Source organism: Thermomonas brevis (assembly GCF_014395425.1).
Taxonomy (GTDB): Bacteria; Pseudomonadota; Gammaproteobacteria; order Xanthomonadales; family Xanthomonadaceae; genus Thermomonas; species Thermomonas brevis.
This window is the reverse complement of sequence record NZ_CP060711.1, coordinates 454,543-476,747: the sequence shown is the minus strand read 5'-3', so window position 1 is coordinate 476,747 and position 22,205 is coordinate 454,543. Positions and strand designations below refer to the sequence as shown.

The following is a 22,205-nucleotide window of genomic DNA, read 5'->3' as shown; positions in this document are numbered from 1 at the left end:
GCGATGTCCGCCTACAAGATCCAGGAACACAAGTTCGACATGATCGTGGTCGGGGCCGGCGGCGCCGGCCTGCGCGCCACCTTCGGCCTGGCCCAGAAGGGCCTGCAGACCGCCTGCATCACCAAGGTCTTCCCGACCCGCAGCCACACCGTGGCGGCGCAGGGCGGCATCTCCGCCGCGCTGGGCAACATGGGGCCGGACGACTGGCGCTTCCACTTCTACGACACCATCAAGGGCTCGGACTGGCTGGGCGACCAGGACGCCATCGAGTACATGTGCCGCGAGGCCATTCCGGCGATCATCGAGCTGGAGCACCAGGGCGTGCCGTTCAGCCGCACCGAGGAGGGCAAGATCTACCAGCGCCCGTTCGGCGGCATGACCACCGACTACGGCAAGGGCACCGCGCAGCGCACCTGCGCCGCCGCCGACCGCACCGGCCACGCGATCCTGCACACCCTGTACCAGCAGGCGCTGGCGCACGACGCGCGCTTCTTCATCGAATACTTCGCCCTCGACCTGATCATGGACGAGGAGGGCGTGTGCCGCGGCGTGCTGGCGCTGGACATGTCCGAGGGCACGCTGCACCTGTTCCGCGCCCAGGGCGTGGTGCTGGCCACCGGCGGCTACGGCCGCGCGTATTTCAGCGCGACTTCCGCCCACACCTGCACCGGCGACGGCGGCGGCATGGCGCTGCGCGCCGGGTTGGGCCTGCAGGACATGGAGTTCGTGCAGTTCCACCCGACCGGCATCTACGGCGCCGGCTGCCTGATCACCGAGGGCGTGCGCGGCGAAGGCGGCATCCTGCGCAATAGCAACGGCGAGCGCTTCATGGAGCGCTACGCGCCGAACGCGAAGGACCTGGCCTCGCGCGACGTGGTGTCGCGCTCGATGACCATCGAGATCCGCGAAGGCCGCGGCGTGGGCGAGCACAAGGACCACATCTTCCTCGACCTCACCCACCTCGATCCGAAGGACATCCACGAGAAGCTGCCGGGCATCTCCGAGAGCGCGCGCATCTTCGCCGGCGTCGACGTGGAGAAGCAGCCGATCCCGGTGATCCCGACCGTGCACTACAACATGGGCGGCATCCCCACCAACTACCACGGCGAAGTGGTGCAACTGGCGGGCGGCAATCCCGACGCGGTGGTGCCGGGCCTGTACGCCATCGGCGAGGCCGCCTGCGTGTCGGTGCACGGCGCGAACCGCCTGGGCTCCAACTCGCTGCTCGACCTGGTGGTGTTCGGCCGCGCGGTCGCCAACCGCTGCGCCGAGACGATCACGCCGGGCGCGCCGCACAAGCCGCTCGCGGGCGACGCCTGCGACAAGGCGCTGGCCAACCTCGACAAGCTGCGCAACGCCCACGGCGGCACCCCGACCGCGGTGATCCGCAACAACATGCAGCGCGCGATGCAGAAGGACGCGGCGGTGTTCCGCACCGGCGAGTCGCTGGCCGAGGGCGTCAAGGCGATCGGCGAGATCCACGCCAGCTTCGCCGACGTGAAGGTCTCCGACCGCTCGCTGGTCTGGAACTCGGACCTGGTCGAGACGCTGGAGCTGCAGAACCTGCTGGGCCAGGCGCTGGTCACCATCGTTTCCGCCGAGAACCGCAAGGAATCGCGCGGCGCGCACGCCCGCGAGGACTTCCCGGAGCGCGACGACGAGCACTGGCAGAAGCACACCATCTGCTGGGCCGACGAGGCGGGCAACACCCGCATCGACTACCGTCCGGTGCACATGTACACCCTCGACGACGACGTCGAGGTCGTGCCGCCGAAGAAGCGCGTCTACTGAGCCGGGAGACCTGAGCAATGGCCGAATTCACCCTCCCGAAGAACTCCAAGATCCAGAAGGGCAAGCACTTCCCGGCGCACGGCGCCAAGCAGGCGCGCACCTTCAAGGTCTACCGCTGGAGCCCGGACGACGGTCTGAACCCGCGCACCGACACCTACGAGGTGGACATGGCCGCGTGCGGGCCGATGGTCCTGGACGCGCTGATCAAGATCAAGAACGAGATCGACCCGACGCTGACCTTCCGCCGCTCCTGCCGCGAAGGCATCTGCGGCTCGTGCGCGATGAACATCGACGGCACCAACACGCTGGCCTGCATCTGCGCGATCGACAGCGTGAAGGGCGGCGAGGTCAACATCTACCCGCTGCCGCACATGCCGGTGGTGAAGGACCTGGTGCCGGATCTGACCCACTTCTACGCCCAGCACGCCAGCATCCGCCCGTGGCTGCGCACGCAGACGCCGGCCCCGCCGGATCGCGAGCGCCTGCAGTCGAAGGACGACCGCGCCAAGCTCGACGGCCTGTACGAGTGCATCCTGTGTGCCTGCTGCTCGACCAGCTGCCCCAGCTACTGGTGGAACGGCGAACGCTACCTCGGCCCGGCGATCCTGCTGCAGGCCTACCGCTGGATCGTGGACAGCCGCGATGAGGACACCGGCGCGCGGCTGGACGACCTCGAGGATCCGTTCAAGCTGTACCGCTGCCACACCATCATGAACTGCGCCCGGACCTGCCCGAAGGGCCTGAATCCGGCCAAGGCCATCGCCGAGATCAAGAAGCTGATGCTGGCGCGCAAGATGTGAGGTTCCTTCCTTCTCCCCCGGGAGAAGGTGCCCCGCAGGGGCGGATGAGGGTACGGGCGCAGGCGCGCGTATCCCGACTCCACGGGAGTTTTGCCCCATCCCTTCGTCCCGTCCCTCTCCCGTCGGGAGAGGGGCTTGAGTCCCCGGCACATGCAGATCGACGACGAAACCGAACTGCGGAAATTGCGCTGGCGCTGCCGGCGCGGCATGCGCGAGCTCGACCAGTTGCTGGAGCGCTGGCTCGATCGCCAATGGCGGCAAAGTCCGACCGCCGAGCGCGCCGTTTTCCTGCGGCTGCTGGACAGCGAAGACGACAGACTCTGGCGCTGGTTCCTCGGCCACGAGACTCCGGACGATGTCGAAATCGCGACGCTCATCGAACGCATCCGCGCCCTTCCTGCTTGACTGGCGGCCCTCGCGCCGGCTGACCGCCGCGCTGTGCGCGCTGGCGCTGCTGGCTCCGCTGTCCCTGTTCGCTTCCGACCTGCCGCCCGCGCTGGCGTGGCCGTGTGCGCTGCTGGCCGCCGGCTGCGGCGCCGTGGAGGCGCGACGCTATGCCGCGCAGCCGTCACGTACCTTGTGCATTCCGGCCGGCGCGGGCGAAGCGCGCTGCGACGGCGCGCGCATGGACGCGCTGTGCGTCCGCTGGCGCGGCCCGCTGGCCTTCCTGCACTGGTGCGGTTCCGATGGCCGCCTCCGCCGTCTCGTGTTCTGGCCGGACACGCTGGACGCGGCGGGGCGACGTGAACTGCGGCTGGCGATGCAGCGCCGCGAGGCTGCCGCCGGCGCGGCATCGGTGGCAGGATAGGCGGTCACTCGAAAGGGCTTTCGATGTTCAAACCCGTCCCCGTCGCCATCGGCCTGCGCTACCTGCGCGCGAAACGCCGCAACGGCTTCATCTCCTTCATCTCGCTGGCTTCGATCCTCGGCATCGCGCTGGGCGTCACCGCGCTGATCACCACGCTGGCGGTGATGAGCGGCTTCCAGAAGGAAATCCGCGACCGCATGCTGGGAATGGCCGCGCACGCCACCGTCAGCGGCTACGGCGAGCCGCTGCAGGACTGGCGGCATGCCGTGCAGGTGGCGACGGGCGATGCGCGCGTGATCGGCGCCGCGCCCTACATCGAGAAGGAGGCGCTGATCTCCGGCGCCAACAACCAGCCGGCGATGCTGCGCGCGGTGATCCCGGCGGAGGAGGGCAAGGTCTCGGTGCTGCCGGAGAAGATGGTGCAGGGCAAGCTGGCCGAGCTGACGCCCGGCAGCTTCAACATCGTGCTGGGCCGGGAATTGGCGATGTGGCTGGGCGTGGGCGTGGGCGACGACGTCATCGTCACCCTCGCCGAGTTCCGCAGCACGCCGGTCGGCGGCGTGCAGACCATGAAGCGCTTCAAGGTCAGCGGCGTCTTCGAGGCCGGCTACAACGAATTCGACAAGGGCCTGGCGGTGGTCAACCTCGAGGATCTGCAGCGGGTGCTGCGGATGGGCGAGGGCGTCACCGGCGTGCGCCTGAAGCTGCGCGACATGGACCGCGCCTTCGAGGTCGCCCGCGACCTCGCGATGAAGCTGAAAGGCCCCTACCGGGTCAGCGACTGGACGCAGGACAACGCCAACCTGTTCCGCGCGCTGAAGATGGAGAAGACGGTGATGGCGATCCTGCTGTCGCTGATCGTGGCGATGGGCGCGTTCAACCTGGTGTCCTCGCAGGTGATGCTGGTCACCGACAAGCAGGCCGACATCGCCATCCTGCGCACGCTGGGCCTGACGCCCGGGCAGGTGATGCGCACCTTCATGGTGCAGGGCGGCCTGATCGGCATCATCGGCACGGTGGCCGGGGTGATCGGCGGCGTCGCGCTGACGTTCAACCTCAACAATCTCCTGCAGGCCATCGAAAAGGTGTTCGGCATACAACTGCTGCCCGAGGACGTGTACTACATCACCGGGCTGCCCACCGACATGCAGGCCGGCGACGTGGTCGCCATCGTCTGCGCCGCGCTGGTCATGGCGTTCCTCGCCACCCTGTACCCGGCCTGGCGCGCGGCGCGCACGGCCCCGGCGGAGGCGCTGCGCTATGAGTGAGGTGATCCGCGCCGACAAGCTCGGCAAGACCTATGCCGAAGGCACGCTGCACACGCCGGTGTTCGACGGGCTGGACTTCACCGCGCATGCGGGCGAGACGGTCGCCATCCTCGGCGCGTCCGGCGCCGGCAAGAGCACCCTGCTGCACCTGCTGGGCGGGCTGGACATACCCAGCGCCGGCGAGGTGTACGTGGCCGGGCAGAAGATGAGCGCGTTGTCCGACGCCGCGCGCGGTCGCCTGCGCAACGCGTCGCTGGGCTTCGTCTACCAGTTCCACCACCTGCTGCCGGAGTTCACCGCGCTGGAGAACGCGATGATGCCGGTGCTGCTGGCCGGCCGTTCCACCGATGAGGCGCGCCAGCGCGCGCAGGCGCTGCTGGAATCGGTGGGCCTGGGGCATCGCCTCCAGCACAAGCCGGGCGAGCTGTCGGGCGGCGAGCGCCAGCGCGCGGCGGTGGCGCGCGCGCTGGTCAACAATCCCGCCTGCGTGCTCGGCGACGAGCCCACCGGCAACCTCGACGAGAAGACCGCAGCCACCGTGTTCGCGCAGATGCTGGAACTCAACCGCGCGCAGGGCACCAGCCTGGTGCTGGTGACCCACGACCGCCGACTGGCGCGCAGGCTGGATCGCGTGCTGGAGCTGCGCGAGGGCAGGCTGCACGCGCTGGCCGCAGCGGAGGTCTGACGGATGCCGCTGTTCAAGCTGCTCGGCGTGCTGGTGATCGCCTATGCCGCGTATGGCGCATGGCGCGGCGAGGTGTTCGCCAAGTCCGGGCCGTGGGGGAAGACCATCGCGCGCGAGGATTCGCCGCGCTATTTCTGGGCGGTGATCGCGATCTACGGCCTGCTAGGGCTGGCGCTGCTGACGGTGTTCTGAGCGCTGTCAGCGGAGCAGTCTCCGTTCTGCAGGCGCTATCCCTCGCATCTTTTGTAGAGCCGAGCTTGCTCGGCTGCTCTTGGCGCTTCCGGCCCGCTCATCGTGAATCGCAACCTCGACCGGACCAATCAGGGTAAAACCCTGACCCCGCAACGCTGCCTGCGCCGACGCCCAGCGCGCGCTCGATGTTCGACGCTGCCGACATGGCGGTCTCTCTCCCGTTTCCTCGCATGCGCCCGGCAGTGGTGGCATCCCGCCGCAGCGTCCTGCCGCCGATTCCCTTCTTCGGCCCCGCATGCGCCGCGGCGCTGCTGGCCGGCGTCACCGCCTGCCTGCTGCTGCCCGCATTGCCGCCGCGCTGGCTGCTGGCGTTGCTGCTTGCGGGATCGCTGCCGCTGCTCGGCATCGCCGCGCTGCGTCCCGCGGGGATGCTGCTGGCCGGACTGGCCTTCGCCGGCCTGCACGCCGGTCATGCGTTGGACGCGCAGCTGCCGCAGGCGTCGCAGGGGCAGGCGCTGGCCGTGCGGGGCCGGATCGTCGAACTGCCGGTGCACGAGGCGCGCCGCACCCGTTTCCGCTTCGAGGTCGATGACGACGCGACGCAGCCAACGGCGCTGCGTGGCAAGACTTTGCAACTGGCCTGGTACGAGGACGATCCGCAGCCGCGCCTGCGCCTGCGGGCCGGCAGCCGCTGGGCGTTCCCGGTGCGCCTGCGTGCGCCGCGCGGGCTGCGCAATCCGGGTGGCGGCGACGCGGAGAAATACGCGTTGGCATCGCGCATCGCCGCCACCGGCTTCGTGCTGGAGCCCGCGCTGGCGAAGCGGCTGGCCGCGCCGGCCGGCATCGACGCCTGGCGCGAAGCGACGAGCGCGCGGATCGCCGCAGCCGTGCCCGCGCCGTCCTCGCGCTACGTGCGCGCGCTGGCGCTGGGCGACACCCGTGCGCTGGACGATGCCGATTGGGCGCGGTTGCGCGCCGCCGGGCTGACCCATCTGGTCGCGATTTCCGGCTTCCACGTCGGGCTGGTGGCCGGCTTCTGCGCCGCGCTCGCGGCGGCGCTGTGGTGGCTGTGGCCGCCGCTGTGCCATTGGCTGCCGCGCCCGTTCGCCGCCGGTGCGGGCGCGGTGCTCGGCGCGTTCGGCTACGCGCTGCTGACCGGCATGGCGGTGCCGACCCTGCGCACCGCGGTGATGATCGCCGCGCTGGTGGCGGCGCGCTGGCTGCGGCGACGGATGCGCCTGGCCGACACGCTGGCGCTGGGCTGCATCGTGCTGCTCCTGCTCGATCCGCTGGCGGTGCTGGGCGCGGGCTTCTGGTTGAGCTTCGCCGGCGTGGCCTGGCTGCTATGGTGCCTGCCGGAAGGCGGTGGAAACGGAGCGAAAGCCGTGCTGCGCGGGTTCCTCGCCGCGCAGGCCGTCGCCAGCCTCGGCCTGCTGCCGCTGACCGTGCTGCTGTTCGGGCAGGCCTCGTTCGTCGGGCCCATCGCCAATCTGGCGGCGGTGCCGTGGTGGAGCCTGGTGGTGGTGCCATTGGGCCTGCTCGGCGTGCTGGCCGAGACCCTGCACGCTGGTTTCGGGCAGCCGTTCTGGCAGGCGGCGGCCTGGTGCTTCGACCTGCTCTGGCCGGTGCTGGCGCGCATCGCCGACAGTCCGATGGCGATGGCCTGGCTGCCGGAGTCGCGCTGGTACGCGCTGCCGCTGGCGCTGCTGTCGGCGCTGTGGCTGCTGCTGCCGCGCGGCCTGCCGGGGCGCTGGCTGGCGCTGCTGTTGTGGCTGCCGCTGCTGCATCCGCCGCGCGAACTGCCGGCGCAGGGCGAAGCGGAACTGACCGTGATCGACGTGGGGCAGGGCCTCTCGGTGCTGGTGCGCACCGCGCATCACAGTCTGCTGTACGACATGGGGCCGGCGCTGCCGGACGGCTTCGATGCCGGCGAACGCGCGGTGGTGCCGGCGCTGCATGCGCTTGGCGTCGCGCGGCTGGACATGGCGGTGATCAGCCACGGCGACAACGACCACGCTGGCGGCCGGCAGGCGGTGGCGGCGGCGTTCCCGCTGCCGCGCGTGCTGGCGCCGCGCGGCAGCCCGGCGGCCGGCAACGCGTTCTGCCGGACCGGGCTGCACTGGACATGGGACGGCGTACATTTCCGCGTCCTGCATCCTGCGGACGGGTTCCCCTACTTGGGCAACGAAGCTGCCTGCGTGCTGCGCATCGAAACCGCCCGCGGCAGCGCGCTGCTCACAGGCGACGTCGGCCATTACGTGGAACGCAAGCTGCTGCGCGAGGACGCCGCGCATCTGCGCAGCGACGTGGTGGTCGTGCCGCACCACGGCAGCGACGGTTCTTCCGATCCGGCCTTCGTCGCCGCGACCGGGGCGAAGCTGGCGCTGGTGTCGTCCGGCGCCGACAACCGCTTCCGGCATCCGCGTCCGCCGGTGGTGCGGCGCTGGTGTGAGGCCGGCGCGGAAGTGCTGGACACGTCGCGCTCCGGCGCGATCCGGGTCTGGATCGGGCGCGACGGCCTGCGCCTGCGCGAGCAACGCGCCTTCCATGCGCGGCTGTGGGATACCGTGCGCAGGCGCGGCCAGACGGCTGGGCTATGCTACGCGCCGGAGTTTTGGCGGCCATGAGGGCCGGAGGATCGACCCGTGCTGGAACTGATCAAGGCCGGTGGCTGGCCGATGATCCCGCTGCTGCTGCTGACCGTGGCCGCGTTCGCAATAGTGATCGAACGCTTCTGGAGCCTGCGCCGCGAGCGCGTGCTGCCGCCCGGCCTGGGCGAGGAAGTGCGCGCCTGGGTGGCGCGCGGCAAGCCGCTGGAACCCGCGCACATCGAATCGCTGCGCGCCACTTCGCCGCTGGGCGCGCTGCTGGCGGCCGAACTCGACGTGCGCCACCGCGGCCGCGAAGTCATTCGCGAGCGCGTCGAGGACGTGGGCCGCCACCTCGTCCACCGCATGGAGCGCTTCCTCAACGCGCTGGGCACCATTGCTGCCGCCGGTCCGCTGCTGGGCCTGTTCGGCACCGTGGTCGGCATGATCCAGATGTTCCTCGGCATCCTCGACCACGGCATCGGCGACGCCAGCCAACTGGCCGGCGGCATCGGCAAGGCGCTGGTCTGTACCGCCACCGGCATGATCGTGGCGATCCCGGCGCTGGCCTTCCACCGCTACTTCCGCGGCCGCATCGCCAGCTACATCGTGGACATGGAACACGAGGCGATGCGCCTGCAGGACGTGCTGGACGAAGCCGCCGCCGGCCGCGGCCGGCAGGACTGAGGGCGGCCACGCATGCGGATCGCCGACCGCCGCGACGACGACATCCCCGAGATCAACCTGGTGCCGCTGATCGACGTGGTGCTGTGCCTGCTGATCTTCTTCGTCGTCACCACCACCTTCGACGCCCGCTCGGTGCTGAAGCTCGAACTGCCGCGCGCCGACGGCCAGCCCGCCGAGACGAAGGCGCAGCCGCTGGGCATCCTGATCAACGCGGACGGGCGCTATTTCGTCGGCGATCGCGAGGTGTTGCGCACCGACGTGGAATCGCTGAAGCAGGCGCTGCGCGAGGTGGCCGGCGACGATCGCCAGCGCACGGTGCTGATCCGTGCCGACGCGCGCACGCCTTGGCAGGCGGTGGTGACGGCCTACGACGCGCTGGCCCAGCTCGGCTTCCGCAAGGTCGCCAATGCCACCGCGCCGCAGCCGGCCGGGCAGGACAAGGACGCATGAGCGACGGCGCCGCTTCGCCCTGGGCGCTCTATCGCCGCCTGCTGGGTCTGACCGGCCCGTATCGCGGCGTGCTGCTGCTGGCACTGGTCGGCCTGCTGCTGGAAGGCGCGGCGGCCGGTGCGTTCGGCCTGCTGACCAAGCCGATGGTCGATGAGACCTTCGTCGCCAAGAACCCGGAATTCGGCCTGCTGCTGCCGCTGGCCATCGTCGGCATCTTCGTGGTACGCGGCATCGCCGGTTACATCACCGACCTGTACATGGCCAAGGCCGCGCGCGGCGTCGCCCGCGACATGCGCGTAAACGCGATGGACAAGTACCTGCGCCTGCCGGGCCTGCGCCTCGACGCCGAGCCGGTGCCGTCGATGCTGGTGCGGCTGGGTTCGGACAGCGACCAGGTGGCGCAGGCGGTGGTGGACTCCGCCAAGATCATGCTGCAGCAGTCGTTGCAGGTGATCGCGATGCTGGCGGTGATGCTGTACGCCAGTTGGCGGGTGACGCTGGCGGTGCTGCTGTTGGGGCCGGCCATCGCCTGGATGATGGACAAGGTCGGCCGGCGCTACCGGCGCTTCGGCCACCGCGTGCAGGAAACCTCGGCGCAGATGATGCTGGCCGCCGACCAGGCGCTGTCCAACCAGCAGGAAGTGAAGGTCTACGGCGCGCGGGCGGCGGAGCTGGAGCGCTACACCGCGCTGGCCAACCACAACCTGAAGCTGAGCCTGAAGGTCGAGGCCACCCGCAGCATTGCGTCCGCGGTGGTGCAGTTGACCGGCGCCATCGGGCTGGCCCTGCTGCTGTTCTTCGCCGGCCGCGAGGCGCTGGAAGGGCGGCTGACCGCGGGCGGCTTCGTGCAGCTGATGATGTCGATGCTGGCGATCATCCCGGCGCTGCGCCAGCTCACCAACGTGCAGGGCGCGCTCCAGCGCGGCATCGCCTCGGCCGAACGCCTGTTCCACGTGCTGGACGCGGACGACGAGATCGATGCCGGCACCCGCCCGCTGGCGCGCGCGCGCGGGCTGATCGAGTTCCGCGACGTACGCCTGTCCTATCCGGACCAGCCGCGCCCGGCGCTGGCGGGGATCAGCTTCACCGCGCGGCCCGGCACGGTGACGGCGATCGTCGGCCGCTCCGGCAGCGGCAAGTCCACGCTGGTGAAGCTGATTCCGCGCTTCTACGAGCCGGACAGCGGCAAAATCCTGCTCGACGGCCATCCGCTGGACGACTACCCGCTGGCCGACCTGCGCCGGCAGCTGGCGATGGTGGGCCAGCAGGTGATGCTGTTCGACGGCACGGTCGCCGCGAACGTGGCCTACGGCGAGCTGCGCGATGCCCATCCCGACGGCGTCGCGCGCGCGCTGCGCGACGCGAACGCGATGGAGTTCGTGGCGCAACTGCCCGAAGGCGCGCAGGCGCAGATCGGGGTCAAGGGCGGCAAGCTGTCCGGCGGCCAGCGCCAGCGCCTCGCCATCGCCCGCGCGATGCTCAAGGACGCGCCGATCCTGATCCTCGACGAAGCCACCGCCGCGCTCGACAACGCCTCGGAGCGGCTGGTGCAGGACGCGCTGGCGCAGCTGATCCCGGACCGCACCACGCTGGTCATCGCGCACCGCCTGTCCACCGTCGAGCACGCCGACCAGATCCTGGTGCTGGACGATGGCCGGCTGGTGGAGCGGGGCACGCACGCGGAGCTGCTGGCGCGCGGCGGCGTGTACGCGCAGCTGCACGCCGCGCAGTTCCGGGAGCAGGGCGCTTGAGCGGTACGCGGTTGCCGCAGACGCCCGCATGGTGGTTCGACGGCAGCGCGCCACCGCTGTGGGCGCGCGCGGTTTCGACGTTGTACGGCGCGGCGGTCGCGCTGCGCCGCTGGGCTTACCGGCGCGGACTGCTGCGCCGCCACCATCCCGGCGTTCCGGTGATCGTGGTGGGCAACCTGGTGGCCGGCGGCAGCGGCAAGACGCCGCTGACGGTCGCCGTGGTCGAACGGCTGCGCGCGGCCGGCTGGACGCCCGGCGTCGCCAGCCGCGGCTACGGGCGCGCGGACGCTTCGACGCCGCGCTGGGTGGAGCCGGGCATGGACGCCGCGTCCGCGGGCGACGAACCCCTGCTGATCGCGCGCGCCACCGGCGCGAAAGTGCGGGTCGACCGCGACCGCGTCGTGGCTGCGCGCGCGCTGGCCGCGGCCGGCTGCGACATCGTGGTCTGCGACGATGGCCTGCAGCATTACCGGCTGATGCGCGACGTCGAAATCGAAGTGCAGGACGTGCGCCGCCGCTACGGCAACAGCCTGCTGCTGCCCGCCGGGCCGCTGCGCGAACCGCTGGAGCGCGCGGCGGACTGCGCCCTGCGCGTGGTCAACCTGGGCGTGGCCGACGCCGCGACCAGCGATGCCGCGCAGATGACGGGCGAATGGCCGATGCGGCTCGGCATCGGCGACGTGCGGCCGCTGCTGGGCGGGCGCGGCCTTCCGCTGGCGGCGTTCGCCGGCCAGCGCGTGCATGCGGTCGCCGGGATCGGCGAGCCGGAGCGCTTCTTCGCGATGCTGCGCGGAGCCGGCATCGCGGTGGTGCCGCACGCCTTTCCCGATCACCACCTCTACACGCCGGCCGATTTCGAGTTCGGCAGCAGGCTGCCGATCCTGATGACCGAGAAGGACGCGGTGAAGTGCGCCGCCTTCGCCGATGCGCAGACGTTCATGGTGCCGGTGGAGGCGGTGTTGCCGGACGCGTTCTGGGACGCGCTGCTGGAGCGCTTGCCCGCACGCGACACTTGATAGCGTCGATGCCTTTGTCTCGGAGTGTGGCGCCGGCTGGAGAGCATCGATCTGGTGGGGATGTCCTTTGCCACTCAGGCAACGCTGAGCAAGAACCGTCATTCCCGTGAAAGCGGGAATCCATGGACGTAAACCCCTGAAAAGCAATGTCCTTGAATTGGACAGACATTCGTCTGTCAGGAGCCGCCCGCTTTCGCGGGCATCTTTCACAGCCGAATGGCTGTGTATGACGAGCAAGAACGACTTGTTCGGTGCTGCCCAGGCTTCGCATCCGGCCGCGCATGCTCCAGCCGGATCGGCGACAAGCGATAATGCGCCCATGACTCCTTCCGACTTCATCGTCGCCATCCCCGCGCGCTACGCCGCCTCGCGCCTGCCGGGCAAGCCGCTGCGCCAGATCGGCGGCGAGTCCATGGTGCTGCACGTCGCCCGCCGCGCGCTCGCCGCCGGCGCGCGCGAGGTGTGGGTGGCGACCGACGACGTCCGCATCGCCGACGCCCTGCAAGGCAGCGGCGTGCAGGTCGCGATGACCGCGGCCGACCATCAGTCCGGCACAGATCGCCTGGCCGAATGCGCGCGCATCGCCGACTGGGCCGATGACGCCATCGTGGTGAACCTGCAGGGCGACGAACCGTTCGCGCCGGCGGACGGCATCGCCTGCGTGGCGCGCACGGTGGCCGACAGCGGCGCCGGCATCGCCACGCTGGCCGCGCCGATCGACGACATCGAGATGCTGCTCGACCCGAACGCGGTCAAGGTGGTGCGCGCCGGCAATGGCGACGCGCTGTATTTCAGCCGCGCGCCGGTGCCGTGGCCGCGCGACGCCTTCGCACGCGACCGCAGCGTCATGCCGGAAGGGCAGTGGCTGCGGCACATCGGCATCTACGGCTATCGCGTCTCCGCGCTGCGCGCGTTCGCGGCGCTGCCGCCGGGCCGGCTGGAGCGGGTGGAATCGCTGGAACAGCTGCGTGCGCTGGAAGCGGGCTGGCGGATCGCGGTGGCGCTGGCGCCTTCGCCGTTCCCGCCGGGCGTCGATACGCCGGAGGACCTGGCCCGCGCGGAACGCATCTTCATGCAGCAACAGTCAGGGAACGACCATGGCTAGACCGACCGGCATCCTGATGGTGTGCCTGGGCAACATCTGCCGCTCGCCCACCGCCGAAGGCGTGCTGCGCGCGCGGCTGGAGCAGGCCGGGCTGGGCGAACGCGCGCGCGTGGATTCGGCCGCCACCGGCAGCTCGCACATCGGCCATGCGCCGGACGAACGCGCCATCGCCTGCGCCGCGAAGCACGGCATCGACATCTCCGCGCTGCGCGCGCGCCGGCTGGTGGCGGAGGACTTCGACGAGTTCGACACCATCCTGTGCGCCGACCGCACCATCCTGCACGATGCGCGCATGCGCAAGCCGCGCACCTCGCACGCGCAGGTGGAGCTGCTGCTGGAATGGAGCGGCGTCGGCAAGAAGGACGTGCCCGACCCGTACTACGGCAGCACGCGCGATTTCGAGCAGGCCTTCAAGCTGGTCGACGCCGCAGCGCAGGGCATCGTCGAGTGGGTGCGACAGGGCCGGTTCTGACCGGATGGCCAGACGCAGCGCGCCCACCCCGGAGTTCGACGGCCGCGCCTTCGCCGCCGCGTTGCCGCTGGCGCCCGGCGTCTACCGGATGCTGGACGCCGACGGCGGCCTGCTCTACGTCGGCAAGGCGCGCGCGCTGCGCAACCGCGTCGGCAGCTATTTCAACGCCACCCCGAAGCCGGCCCGCATCATGGCGATGCTGGCGCAGGTGGCGCGCATCGAAACCACCGTCACCCGCAGCGAAGCCGACGCGCTGCTGCTGGAAAACCAGCTGATCAAGTCGCTGCAGCCGCGCTACAACGTGATGCTGCGCGACGACAAGAGCTATCCCTTCGTGCTGCTGACGAAGGAGCAATGGCCGCGGCTGGCCTTCCACCGCGGCCCGCGCGCCATCCCCGGTCGCTACTTCGGGCCGTATCCCAGCGCCGCCTCGGTGCGCGAAACGCTCAACCTGATGCACAAGCTGTTCCGCCTGCGCAGCTGCGAGGACAGCGTGTTCCGCAACCGCAGCCGACCCTGCCTGCAATACCAGATCGGCCGCTGCAGCGCGCCCTGCGTGGGGCTGGTGGACGAGCGCGACTACGCCGATGCGGTGCGCCGCGCCAGCCTGTTCCTGGAAGGGCGCAGCGAGGAACTGGGCAACGAGCTGACGGCGGCGATGCAGGCCGCCAGCGACGCGCTGGAGTTCGAGCAGGCTGGGCGCCTGCGCGATCTGATCGCCACCATCCGCAAGCTGCAGGCGCGGCAATACGTGGACGGCCGCAACGCCGACCTCGACGTGCTGGCGGTGGCGATGCAGGGCGCCGCCGCCTGTGTGCTGCTGCTGGCGTTCCGCGACGGCCGCAACCTCGGTACCCGCGCGTTCTTCCCGAAGACCAACGGCGAGGACAGCGCGGCGGAGGTGCTGGCCGCGTTCGTCTCGCAGTACTACGCCGAACAGCCGCCGCCGGCCGAGATCGTGCTGGATGGCGACATTCCCGAGCGCGAGCTGATCGAACTCGCGCTGTCCGAACACGCCGGCCGCAAGGTCGAACTGCGCACCAGCGTGCGCGGCGAACGCGCCGCCCATCTCGACTTGGTGCGGCGCAACGCGCAGCTCACGCTGGCCACCGAACTCGCCAGCAGCAGCGCGCAACTGGCGCGCGCGGAGGCATTGCAGGAACTGCTGGGCCTGCCGGAATTGCCGGCGCGGATCGAATGCTTCGACATCAGCCACACGATGGGCGAGGCGACGGTGGCCTCGTGCGTGGTGTTCGACGCGCAGGGGCCGGTGCGCAAGCAGTACCGGCGCTACAACATCGCCGGCATCGAACCCGGCGACGACTACGCGGCGATGCACCAAGCGTTGCAGCGTCGCTTCCGTCCCGTCGCCGAGGGCGAGCCGGACGCGATATTGCCCGACGTGCTGCTGATCGACGGCGGCGCGGGGCAGGTGGCGCAGGCGCGCGACGTGCTGACCGACGCCGGCATCACCGGCGTCGCACTGGTTGGCGTGGCGAAAGGCCCGGAGCGCAAACCCGGTGCGGAAACCCTGCTGCTGCCCGACGGTCGCGAGGTGCAGCCGGGTGCGGCGTCGCCCGCGCTGCAGCTGGTGCAGCAGGTGCGCGACGAAGCCCATCGCTTCGCCATCACCGGCCACCGCGGCAAGCGCCAGAAGGCGCGCAGCACCAGCCGGCTGGAGGATATCGCCGGCATCGGGCCGCGCCGCCGCGCCGCGCTGCTCAAGCATTTCGGCGGATTGCAGGGGCTGCGCGCGGCGGCGGTGGACGAGATCGCCAAGGTCGAGGGCGTCAACCGCGCGCTGGCCCAGCGCCTGTGGGACAGCTTGCACGGATTGGCGCAGGACGCCGCCGGCGGCGAGCCCGGCAAGTAGAATGCGCGCATGACCCTGACCGTTCCCACCTGGCTGACGCTGGCGCGGATCGCCCTGATCCCGGTGCTGGTGGCGGTGTACTACCTCGACCACCGCTGGTCGAACCTGGCCGCCACCGTGGTGTTCGTGGCGGCGTCGGTGACCGACTGGCTGGACGGCTGGATCGCCCGGCGCTACCGCCAGTTCTCGAAGTTCGGCGCCTTCCTCGACCCGGTGGCGGACAAGCTGATGGTGTCCACCGCGCTGGTCATCACCGTGCAGCACCACCACACCGTGTGGATGGCGCTGTGGGCCAGCGTCATCATCGGTCGCGAGATCGCGGTGTCGGCGCTGCGCGAGTGGATGGCGGAGCTGGGCCAGCGCGCCAAGGTGGCGGTGGCGATGGTGGGCAAGATCAAGACCACGGTGCAGATGGTCGCGCTGGGCTTCCTGCTGTACCGCGAGCCGCTGCTCGGCATCCCGGTGTTCGTGATCGGCGAATGGCTGCTGGCCGCCGCCGCGATGCTGACCCTGTGGTCGGGCTTCGAGTACGTGCGCGCGGCCTGGCCGGCGCTGCGCGCGGACGACGAAAAAAGTTTGTGAGCCCCTGTTGACGGGCTGAAAAAAGCCCGTAGAATGGCGGGCTCAACGCGGGAATAGCTCAGTTGGTAGAGCACGACCTTGCCAAGGTCGGGGTCGCGAGTTCGAGTCTCGTTTCCCGCTCCAGATTCACGAAGCCCCGTTCGCGGGGCTTCGTTTTTTCCGGACCACGTTCCGGTGCGTTTTTCGATTCGTCGCATGTCGCGTGAGTTCGCGCGATGTGGAAGAATCCGGAACGCGAAACAGTCATCCGGCCGGGTGGCAGAGTGGTTATGCAGCGGACTGCAAATCCGCGTACGCCGGTTCAATTCCGACCTCGGCCTCCAATCGAAAAGCCCCGCTCGCGCGGGGCTTTTTTCTTGCGCAATGCAGGATCCTGCGAGTGGTCGTGGCGCGCAGGCGCGTCGGGGACAATCGGCGGCATGGATGTCGCCGATTAGCCTACATGGACGTACTTGCGACGTGTCCCCGACGCGCCTGCCCATCGCGGCCGCCTCCGCGAAGTTACGCGCCATGATGCCTTCGCGTTAAGCTTCCCGCGCAAGCCTGGGTGGCGAAACCGGTAGACGCATCGGACTTAAAATCCGCCGGCCGCAAGGCCATGAGGGTTCGAGTCCCTCCCCAGGCACCACACCAGGAGAGGCCGTGTCCCGCTATTCCGCCTACGTCGCCAGCCTCGTCCTGACGGTCCTCGCGCTGGCGCTGGCGACGCGGTATCCGCACTGGTGGTGGGGCGTCGCGGTGTTCGGCGGGCTGGCGCTGCTAGGCACGATCGATCTGCTGCAGCGCAGGAGCACGCTGCGCCGCAACTATCCGCTGCTGGCGCATTTCCGCTACGGGCTGGAAACCATCGGCCCGGAAATGCGGCAGTACTTCATCCAGTCCGACACCGCCGAGGTGCCGTTCTCGCGCGAGCAGCGCGCACTGATCTACCAGCGCGCCAAGCACGTGGACGACGTGCGCCCGTTCGGCACCCAGCAGGACGTGTACGGCATCGACTACGAGTGGATCAACCATTCGCTGGCGCCGGCGGAGATCGCCGGCCACGACTTCCGCATCGCGATCGGCGCCGACACCGCGCAGCCGTATTCGGCCAGCGTGTTCAACATCTCGGCGATGAGCTTCGGCGCGCTGTCGGCGGCGGCGATCCGCGCGCTCAACGCGGGCGCGAAGCGCGGCGGCTTCTACCACGACACCGGCGAGGGCTCGATCTCGCCCTACCACCGCGAGGCCGGCGGCGACCTGGTGTGGGAGCTGGGCTCCGGCTATTTCGGCTGCCGCAACGACGACGGCAGCTTCAGCGAGGAGCGCTTCACCGTGCAGGCGCGCGACCCGCAGGTGAAGATGGTCGAGGTGAAGCTGTCGCAAGGCGCCAAGCCCGGCCACGGCGGCGTGCTGCCGGCGGCCAAGCTCAGCGCCGAGATCGCGGTCACGCGCGGCGTGCCGATGGGCGTGGACTGCGTGTCGCCGTCGCGGCATTCGGCGTTCTCCACGCCGCTGGGCCTGCTGCAGTTCGTGGCGCGGCTGCGCGTGCTGTCGGGCGGCAAGCCGACCGGCTTCAAGCTCGCCATCGGCCACCCTTGGGAATGGTTCGGCATCGCCAAGGCGATGCAGGAAAGCGGCGTCCTGCCCGACTTCATCGTGGTCGACGGTGCGGAGGGCGGCACCGGCGCGGCGCCGGCGGAGTTCGTCGACCACGTCGGCGTGCCGATGCACGAAGGCCTGATGCTGGTGCACAACACGCTGGTCGGATTGGGCTTGCGCGACCGCATCCGGATCGGCGCGGCCGGCAAGATCGTCAGCGCCTTCGACATCGCCCGCACGCTGGCGACCGGCGCGGACTGGTGCAACGCCGGGCGCGGCTTCATGTTCGCGCTGGGCTGCATCCAGTCGCTGAGCTGCCACACCAACCGCTGCCCGACCGGCATCGCCACTCAGGATCCGGCGCGCTGGAAGCACCTGGACGTGGCCGACAAGGCCGTGCGCGTGGCGGCGTTCCACGACAACACCCTGCGCGCGCTGCGCGACCTGCTGTGCGCGGCGGGCCTGGAGCATCCGGACCAGTTGGGGCCGGAGCACATCCTGCGCCGTGTTTCGCCCACCGAAGTGCGTTCGCTGGCCGCGCTGTACCGCTACCTGGAGCCGGGCGAGCTGCTGACGGCGCGCCTGCCCGAGCACGCGGTGTTCCGCGAGTTCTGGCACCAAGCCCGCAGCGATGCCTTCATGCCGCCTGCGCATGTCGCGCGGCTCCGGAGCGGCAAGTCCACCTGATAGGCTGTGCGGCATCGTTTCCGCAGCATCGCAACCTTGAACGCAGCGCTCTCCCATCTCGACCGGCTCGAAGCCGAAAGCATCCACATCCTGCGCGAAGTCGCGGCCGAGTTCCGCAACCCGGTGCTGCTGTATTCCGTCGGCAAGGACAGCTCGGTGCTGCTGCACCTGCTGCTGAAGGCGTTTCATCCCGCGCGCCCGCCGATCCCGCTGCTGCACGTCGATACCGGCTGGAAGTTCCGCGAGATGATCGCCTTCCGCGACCGCCGCGCCGCCGAAACCGGCGTCGAACTGCGTGTGCACACCAATCCCGACGGCGTGGCGCAGGGCATCGGCCCGATCACCCACGGCGCCACCGTGCACACCGACGTGATGAAGACGCAGGGCCTGAAGCAGGCGCTGGACAAGTTCGCCTTCGACGCCGCCATCGGCGGCGCGCGCCGCGACGAAGAGAAGTCGCGCGCCAAGGAGCGCATCTTCAGCTTCCGCAACGCCCAGCACCGCTGGGATCCGAAGAACCAGCGCCCCGAACTGTGGAACCTCTACAACGCCCGCATCCACAAGGGCGAATCGGTGCGCGCGTTCCCGTTGTCGAACTGGACCGAGCTGGACATCTGGCTCTACATCTACCGCGAGAAGATTCCGGTGCCGTCGCTGTACTTCGCCGCCGAGCGACCGGTGGTGGAACGCGACGGCGCGCTGATCATGGTCGACGACGAACGCCTGCCGCTGCGCGACGGCGAAACGCTGGCGATCAAGCGCGTGCGTTTCCGCACGCTGGGCTGCTATCCACTGACCGGCGCGATCGAATCCGAGGCCGATACGCTGGAGAAGATCATCGCCGAGATGCTGGTGGCGACCACGTCCGAACGGCAGGGCCGGGTCATCGACCACGACCCGTCCGCCTCGATGGAAAAGAAGAAGCAGGAGGGCTACTTCTGATGCGCACGGACGATGCGAACGTGCAGGTCGCCGCCTACCTGCAGCAGCACGAGACCAAGGGCCTCCTGCGCTTCATCACCTGCGGCAGCGTGGACGACGGCAAGAGCACGCTGATTGGCCGCCTGCTGCACGACACCCGGTTGTTGCTGGACGACCAGGTCAGCGCGCTGGAAGCCGACAGCCGCCGCCACGGCACCCAGAACGGCGAGATCGATTTCGCCCTGCTGGTCGATGGCCTGGCCGCCGAGCGCGAGCAGGGCATCACGATCGACGTGGCCTACCGCTTCTTCGGCACCGAACAGCGCAAGTTCATCGTCGCCGACTGCCCCGGCCACGAGCAGTACACCCGCAACATGGCCACCGGCGCATCGACCGCCGACGTGGCGGTGGTGCTGGTGGACGCGCGCAAGGGCTTGCTGACGCAGACCCGCCGGCACAGCTACATCGTGCAACTGCTCGGCATCCGCCGCGTGCTGCTGGCGGTGAACAAGATGGACCTGGTCGGGTTCGACCAAGGCGTGTTCGATGCGATCGTCGGCGATTACCGTGAACTGGCGGCGCAGCTCGGCATCGAGCACGTGGACTGCATCCCGCTGTCGGCGCTGCGCGGCGACAACATGATTGAGCGCTCGGCGAACACGCCGTGGTACGGTGGGCCGTCGCTGCTGGAGTATCTGGAGACCGTGCCGGTCGAGCGCGCCGACGGCGCTGCCGCGTTCCGCATGCCGGTGCAATGGGTGTGCCGCCCGAACCAGGATTTCCGCGGTTTCGCCGGTACCGTGGCGGCGGGGCGGATCACGTCGGGCGACGAGGTCGTGGTGCTGCCGTCCGGGCGGCGTTCGCGGGTGGCGCGCATCGTCGCCGCCGACGGTGATCTGCCGGTGGCGGCGGAAGGGCAGGCGGTGACGCTGACCCTCGCCGACGAGATCGACGCCAGCCGCGGCGACGTGATCGCCAGCGTCGCCAATCCGCCCGAAGTGTCCGACCAGTTCGCCGCGCACCTGCTGTGGATGGGCGACGAGCGCCTGCTGCCGGGCCGGCCGTATCTGCTGAAGATCGGCAGCCGCACCGTCGGCGCGTCGGTCACCGAGATCAAGCACAAGGTCGACGTCAACACGCAGGAGCAGCTGGCCGCCAAGCACCTCGAGCTGAACGAGGTCGGCTTCTGCAACCTGCACCTCGACCAGCCGATCCCGTTCGCCGCCTACGCCGACAACCGCACGCTCGGCGGCTTCATCCTGATCGATCGCCAGAGCAACGCCACCGTCGCCGCCGGCACGCTGGACTTCGCCCTGCGCCGCGCCGGCAACATCCACTGGCAGCACCTCGACGTGGACAAGGCGGCGCGCGCCCGCATCAAGCACCAGCAGCCGCGCTGCCTGTGGTTCACCGGCCTGTCCGGCGCGGGCAAGTCCACCATCGCCAACCTGGTGGACAGGAAGCTGATGGCGATGGGCCGGCATGCTTACGTGCTGGACGGCGACAACGTCCGCCACGGCCTCAACAAGGATCTCGGCTTCACCGACGAGGATCGCGTCGAGAACATCCGCCGCGTCGCCGAAGTGGCGAAGCTGATGACCGACGCCGGGCTGATCGTGCTGGTGAGCTTCATCAGCCCGTTCCGCGCCGAGCGAGAGATGGCGCGTTCGCTGTTCGAGCCCGGCGAGTTCCTGGAAGTGTTCGTCGACACCGCGCTGGCGGAAGCGGAGCGCCGCGACATCAAGGGCCTGTACGCCAAGGCCCGCCGCGGCGAACTGCGCAACTTCACCGGCATCGACTCGCCCTACGAGGCGCCGTCCGCGCCGGAGCTGCTCCTGCGCACCGCCGATGCCGACCCGGTGGCGCTGGCCGACGCGGTGATCGCGGCGTTGGGTCTGGACGTGCACGACTTCGGGCTGTGATGCGTCCGCAATCGGGAAACGAAAAAGCCGGCCATTGGCCGGCTTTTTCGTTCGATCTGGTGGGCGGTGCAGGGTTCGAACCTGCGACCCTTGCCGTGTGAAGGCAATGCTCTACCGCTGAGCTAACCGCCCGATGAAGCCGCGCATTGTACATGAACGCGCCGGATAGGCAACCGTCCGTGGACGGCCGCCGCAATCGGGACGGGCACCACCTTGAGGCCGCGTTCACGGACGGGGAGGTATTCAGGTTGCGCGTGCCGGCCCGCGCCGCATAATGCCCGTTCCCTCGAGGATGGAAGCTATTCGCATGCGCAACTGGACGCGTTTCCTTTGGATCGCCTTGCTGGCGATGCTGCTTGCGGGCTGTGCCGGCAGCGGCGGAACGCGCCGCAGCTCCGGCGACGCCTTGGTCGGCGCCGCCCTGCCGCCGCCCGACACCACCTCCGCGTCCGGCGCATACGAAGGCGCCAGCGACTACCGCATCGGTGCGCAAGACCTGCTGCAGATCAGCGTGTTCGGGGTGCAGGATCTGGACAAGGAAGTGCGCGTCAATTCCAACGGCCAGATCTCGCTGCCGCTGATCGGCGGGGTGATGGCCGGCGGCAAGACCATCCCGGAACTGGAAACCGAGCTGGGCAAGAAATACGCCGACGGCTTCCTGCAGAACCCGCAGGTCAGCGTGTTCGTGAAGGAATACACCAGCCAGCGCATCACCCTGGAAGGCGCGGTGAAGAAGCCGGGTATCTATCCGATCACCGGCAAGACCAGCCTCTTGCAGGCCATCGCGCTGGCCGAAGGCGTGGATGACAAGGTTGCCGACCTCGGCGGCATCGTGCTGATGCGGCAGGTTGGCGGCAAGCGCAAGGCGGCCGTGTACGACCTGCGCCTGGTACGCAAGGGCATGGTCGAAGACCCGCAGGTCTACGGCGACGACATCGTCGTGGTCGAGCAGTCGGGCAGCAAGTCGGCGCTCCGCCGTTTCATTGAAACCATGCCGGCCATTGGCGTGTTCCGCTGGTTCTGACG

Annotated in this window: 20 protein-coding genes and 4 tRNA genes; 23 read left to right on the top strand and 1 reads right to left on the bottom strand. The window is 69.8% G+C overall.

Annotated features, from left to right (window positions below):
* Positions 1 to 3: 3 nt before the first annotated feature.
* The 22 genes from sdhA (at position 4) to cysN (ending at position 21,179) form a co-directional block, all read left to right on the top strand.
* Positions 4 to 1,791, top strand: coding sequence for a succinate dehydrogenase flavoprotein subunit (sdhA, locus tag H9L17_RS02195; RefSeq protein WP_187570748.1), 1,788 nt, complete (start codon positions 4 to 6; stop codon positions 1,789 to 1,791).
* Positions 1,792 to 1,808: 17 nt separating this feature from the next.
* Positions 1,809 to 2,591 carry a succinate dehydrogenase iron-sulfur subunit gene (locus H9L17_RS02190; RefSeq protein ID WP_187570747.1) on the top strand — a complete coding sequence of 261 codons (783 nt, stop codon included), beginning with the start codon at positions 1,809 to 1,811 and terminating at the stop codon, positions 2,589 to 2,591.
* Between the two features lie 156 nt (positions 2,592 to 2,747).
* Positions 2,748 to 2,996, top strand: coding sequence for an FAD assembly factor SdhE (locus H9L17_RS02185; protein ID WP_223158099.1), 249 nt, complete (start codon positions 2,748 to 2,750; stop codon positions 2,994 to 2,996).
* On the top strand, positions 2,947 to 3,399 hold the full coding sequence (locus H9L17_RS02180; protein WP_187570745.1) for a hypothetical protein: 453 nt from the start codon (positions 2,947 to 2,949) through the stop codon (positions 3,397 to 3,399). Before H9L17_RS02185 ends, H9L17_RS02180 begins: the two co-directional genes overlap by 50 nt.
* Positions 3,400 to 3,422: 23 nt before the next feature.
* A complete protein-coding gene (locus tag H9L17_RS02175; RefSeq protein ID WP_187570744.1) occupies positions 3,423 to 4,667 on the top strand; it encodes a lipoprotein-releasing ABC transporter permease subunit in 1,245 nt (414 codons plus the stop codon).
* Positions 4,660 to 5,352 carry a lipoprotein-releasing ABC transporter ATP-binding protein LolD gene (gene lolD / locus H9L17_RS02170; RefSeq protein ID WP_187570743.1) on the top strand — a complete coding sequence of 231 codons (693 nt, stop codon included), beginning with the start codon at positions 4,660 to 4,662 and terminating at the stop codon, positions 5,350 to 5,352. The genes H9L17_RS02175 and lolD overlap by 8 nt, the downstream gene beginning before the upstream one ends.
* Before the next feature lie 3 nt (positions 5,353 to 5,355).
* Positions 5,356 to 5,544 carry a hypothetical protein gene (locus tag H9L17_RS02165; RefSeq protein WP_187570742.1) on the top strand — a complete coding sequence of 63 codons (189 nt, stop codon included), beginning with the start codon at positions 5,356 to 5,358 and terminating at the stop codon, positions 5,542 to 5,544.
* 203 nt (positions 5,545 to 5,747) lie between these two features.
* Positions 5,748 to 8,171 carry a DNA internalization-related competence protein ComEC/Rec2 gene (locus H9L17_RS02160; protein WP_246455142.1) on the top strand — a complete coding sequence of 808 codons (2,424 nt, stop codon included), beginning with the start codon at positions 5,748 to 5,750 and terminating at the stop codon, positions 8,169 to 8,171.
* Positions 8,172 to 8,189: 18 nt separating this feature from the next.
* A complete protein-coding gene (locus H9L17_RS02155) occupies positions 8,190 to 8,819 on the top strand; it encodes a MotA/TolQ/ExbB proton channel family protein (protein ID WP_187570741.1) in 630 nt (209 codons plus the stop codon).
* A 12-nt stretch (positions 8,820 to 8,831) separates the two neighbouring features.
* Positions 8,832 to 9,269: an ExbD/TolR family protein gene (locus H9L17_RS02150; RefSeq protein ID WP_187570740.1), complete on the top strand. Its 438-nt coding sequence runs from the start codon at positions 8,832 to 8,834 to the stop codon at positions 9,267 to 9,269.
* Positions 9,266 to 11,020 carry a lipid A export permease/ATP-binding protein MsbA gene (gene msbA / locus H9L17_RS02145; RefSeq protein WP_187570739.1) on the top strand — a complete coding sequence of 585 codons (1,755 nt, stop codon included), beginning with the start codon at positions 9,266 to 9,268 and terminating at the stop codon, positions 11,018 to 11,020. The genes H9L17_RS02150 and msbA overlap by 4 nt, the downstream gene beginning before the upstream one ends.
* Positions 11,017 to 12,036 (top strand): tetraacyldisaccharide 4'-kinase, encoded by a 1,020-nt coding sequence (gene lpxK, locus H9L17_RS02140; RefSeq protein WP_187570738.1) that lies wholly within the window; start codon positions 11,017 to 11,019, stop codon positions 12,034 to 12,036. Before msbA ends, lpxK begins: the two co-directional genes overlap by 4 nt.
* 319 nt (positions 12,037 to 12,355) lie before the next feature.
* The gene (kdsB, locus tag H9L17_RS02135; RefSeq protein ID WP_187570737.1) at positions 12,356 to 13,141 is read left to right on the top strand and encodes a 3-deoxy-manno-octulosonate cytidylyltransferase; all 786 of its coding nucleotides are present in this window, start codon (positions 12,356 to 12,358) and stop codon (positions 13,139 to 13,141) included.
* The gene (locus tag H9L17_RS02130; protein ID WP_187570736.1) at positions 13,134 to 13,613 is read left to right on the top strand and encodes a low molecular weight protein-tyrosine-phosphatase; all 480 of its coding nucleotides are present in this window, start codon (positions 13,134 to 13,136) and stop codon (positions 13,611 to 13,613) included. The genes kdsB and H9L17_RS02130 overlap by 8 nt, the downstream gene beginning before the upstream one ends.
* Before the next feature lie 4 nt (positions 13,614 to 13,617).
* Positions 13,618 to 15,486, top strand: a complete 1,869-nt coding sequence (gene uvrC / locus H9L17_RS02125; RefSeq protein ID WP_187570735.1) for an excinuclease ABC subunit UvrC — start codon at positions 13,618 to 13,620, stop codon at positions 15,484 to 15,486.
* A 9-nt stretch (positions 15,487 to 15,495) separates the two neighbouring features.
* The gene (pgsA, locus tag H9L17_RS02120) at positions 15,496 to 16,068 is read left to right on the top strand and encodes a CDP-diacylglycerol--glycerol-3-phosphate 3-phosphatidyltransferase (RefSeq protein ID WP_187570734.1); all 573 of its coding nucleotides are present in this window, start codon (positions 15,496 to 15,498) and stop codon (positions 16,066 to 16,068) included.
* Positions 16,069 to 16,115: 47 nt separating this feature from the next.
* Positions 16,116 to 16,191: transfer RNA gene (locus tag H9L17_RS02115), tRNA-Gly, on the top strand.
* A gap of 126 nt (positions 16,192 to 16,317) precedes the next feature.
* A tRNA-Cys gene (locus H9L17_RS02110) sits at positions 16,318 to 16,391 on the top strand.
* Positions 16,392 to 16,609: 218 nt separating this feature from the next.
* Positions 16,610 to 16,696 (top strand) — tRNA-Leu (locus H9L17_RS02105).
* Between the two features lie 14 nt (positions 16,697 to 16,710).
* Positions 16,711 to 18,336 carry an FMN-binding glutamate synthase family protein gene (locus tag H9L17_RS02100; RefSeq protein ID WP_187570733.1) on the top strand — a complete coding sequence of 542 codons (1,626 nt, stop codon included), beginning with the start codon at positions 16,711 to 16,713 and terminating at the stop codon, positions 18,334 to 18,336.
* A gap of 36 nt (positions 18,337 to 18,372) precedes the next feature.
* Complete coding sequence (gene cysD / locus H9L17_RS02095) at positions 18,373 to 19,278, top strand: sulfate adenylyltransferase subunit CysD (RefSeq protein WP_187570732.1); 906 nt, start codon at positions 18,373 to 18,375, stop codon at positions 19,276 to 19,278.
* The gene (gene cysN, locus H9L17_RS02090) at positions 19,278 to 21,179 is read left to right on the top strand and encodes a sulfate adenylyltransferase subunit CysN (protein WP_187570731.1); all 1,902 of its coding nucleotides are present in this window, start codon (positions 19,278 to 19,280) and stop codon (positions 21,177 to 21,179) included. Before cysD ends, cysN begins: the two co-directional genes overlap by 1 nt.
* Positions 21,180 to 21,236: 57 nt before the next feature.
* On the opposite strand, the gene H9L17_RS02085 is transcribed toward cysN, so the two are convergent.
* Positions 21,237 to 21,311: transfer RNA gene (locus tag H9L17_RS02085), tRNA-Val, on the bottom strand.
* Positions 21,312 to 21,486: 175 nt separating this feature from the next.
* Between H9L17_RS02085 and H9L17_RS02080 the strand changes: the two genes are divergently transcribed.
* Positions 21,487 to 22,203 (top strand): polysaccharide biosynthesis/export family protein, encoded by a 717-nt coding sequence (locus tag H9L17_RS02080; protein WP_187570730.1) that lies wholly within the window; start codon positions 21,487 to 21,489, stop codon positions 22,201 to 22,203.
* Positions 22,204 to 22,205 lie beyond the last annotated feature (2 nt).

What these genes read in the sequence shown, in the direction of transcription:
- sdhA (WP_187570748.1), top strand. Translation starts at nt 4, where the DNA reads ATGTCCGCCTACAAGATCCAGGAACACAAGTTCGACATGATCGTGGTC.
- H9L17_RS02190 (WP_187570747.1), top strand. Translation starts at nt 1,809, where the DNA reads ATGGCCGAATTCACCCTCCCGAAGAACTCCAAGATCCAGAAGGGCAAG.
- H9L17_RS02180 (WP_187570745.1), top strand. Translation starts at nt 2,947, where the DNA reads ATGTCGAAATCGCGACGCTCATCGAACGCATCCGCGCCCTTCCTGCTT.
- H9L17_RS02175 (WP_187570744.1), top strand. Translation starts at nt 3,423, where the DNA reads ATGTTCAAACCCGTCCCCGTCGCCATCGGCCTGCGCTACCTGCGCGCG.
- lolD (WP_187570743.1), top strand. Translation starts at nt 4,660, where the DNA reads ATGAGTGAGGTGATCCGCGCCGACAAGCTCGGCAAGACCTATGCCGAA.
- H9L17_RS02165 (WP_187570742.1), top strand. Translation starts at nt 5,356, where the DNA reads ATGCCGCTGTTCAAGCTGCTCGGCGTGCTGGTGATCGCCTATGCCGCG.
- H9L17_RS02160 (WP_246455142.1), top strand. Translation starts at nt 5,748, where the DNA reads ATGGCGGTCTCTCTCCCGTTTCCTCGCATGCGCCCGGCAGTGGTGGCA.
- H9L17_RS02150 (WP_187570740.1), top strand. Translation starts at nt 8,832, where the DNA reads ATGCGGATCGCCGACCGCCGCGACGACGACATCCCCGAGATCAACCTG.
- msbA (WP_187570739.1), top strand. Translation starts at nt 9,266, where the DNA reads ATGAGCGACGGCGCCGCTTCGCCCTGGGCGCTCTATCGCCGCCTGCTG.
- kdsB (WP_187570737.1), top strand. Translation starts at nt 12,356, where the DNA reads ATGACTCCTTCCGACTTCATCGTCGCCATCCCCGCGCGCTACGCCGCC.
- H9L17_RS02130 (WP_187570736.1), top strand. Translation starts at nt 13,134, where the DNA reads ATGGCTAGACCGACCGGCATCCTGATGGTGTGCCTGGGCAACATCTGC.
- uvrC (WP_187570735.1), top strand. Translation starts at nt 13,618, where the DNA reads ATGGCCAGACGCAGCGCGCCCACCCCGGAGTTCGACGGCCGCGCCTTC.
- pgsA (WP_187570734.1), top strand. Translation starts at nt 15,496, where the DNA reads ATGACCCTGACCGTTCCCACCTGGCTGACGCTGGCGCGGATCGCCCTG.
- cysN (WP_187570731.1), top strand. Translation starts at nt 19,278, where the DNA reads ATGCGCACGGACGATGCGAACGTGCAGGTCGCCGCCTACCTGCAGCAG.
- H9L17_RS02080 (WP_187570730.1), top strand. Translation starts at nt 21,487, where the DNA reads ATGCGCAACTGGACGCGTTTCCTTTGGATCGCCTTGCTGGCGATGCTG.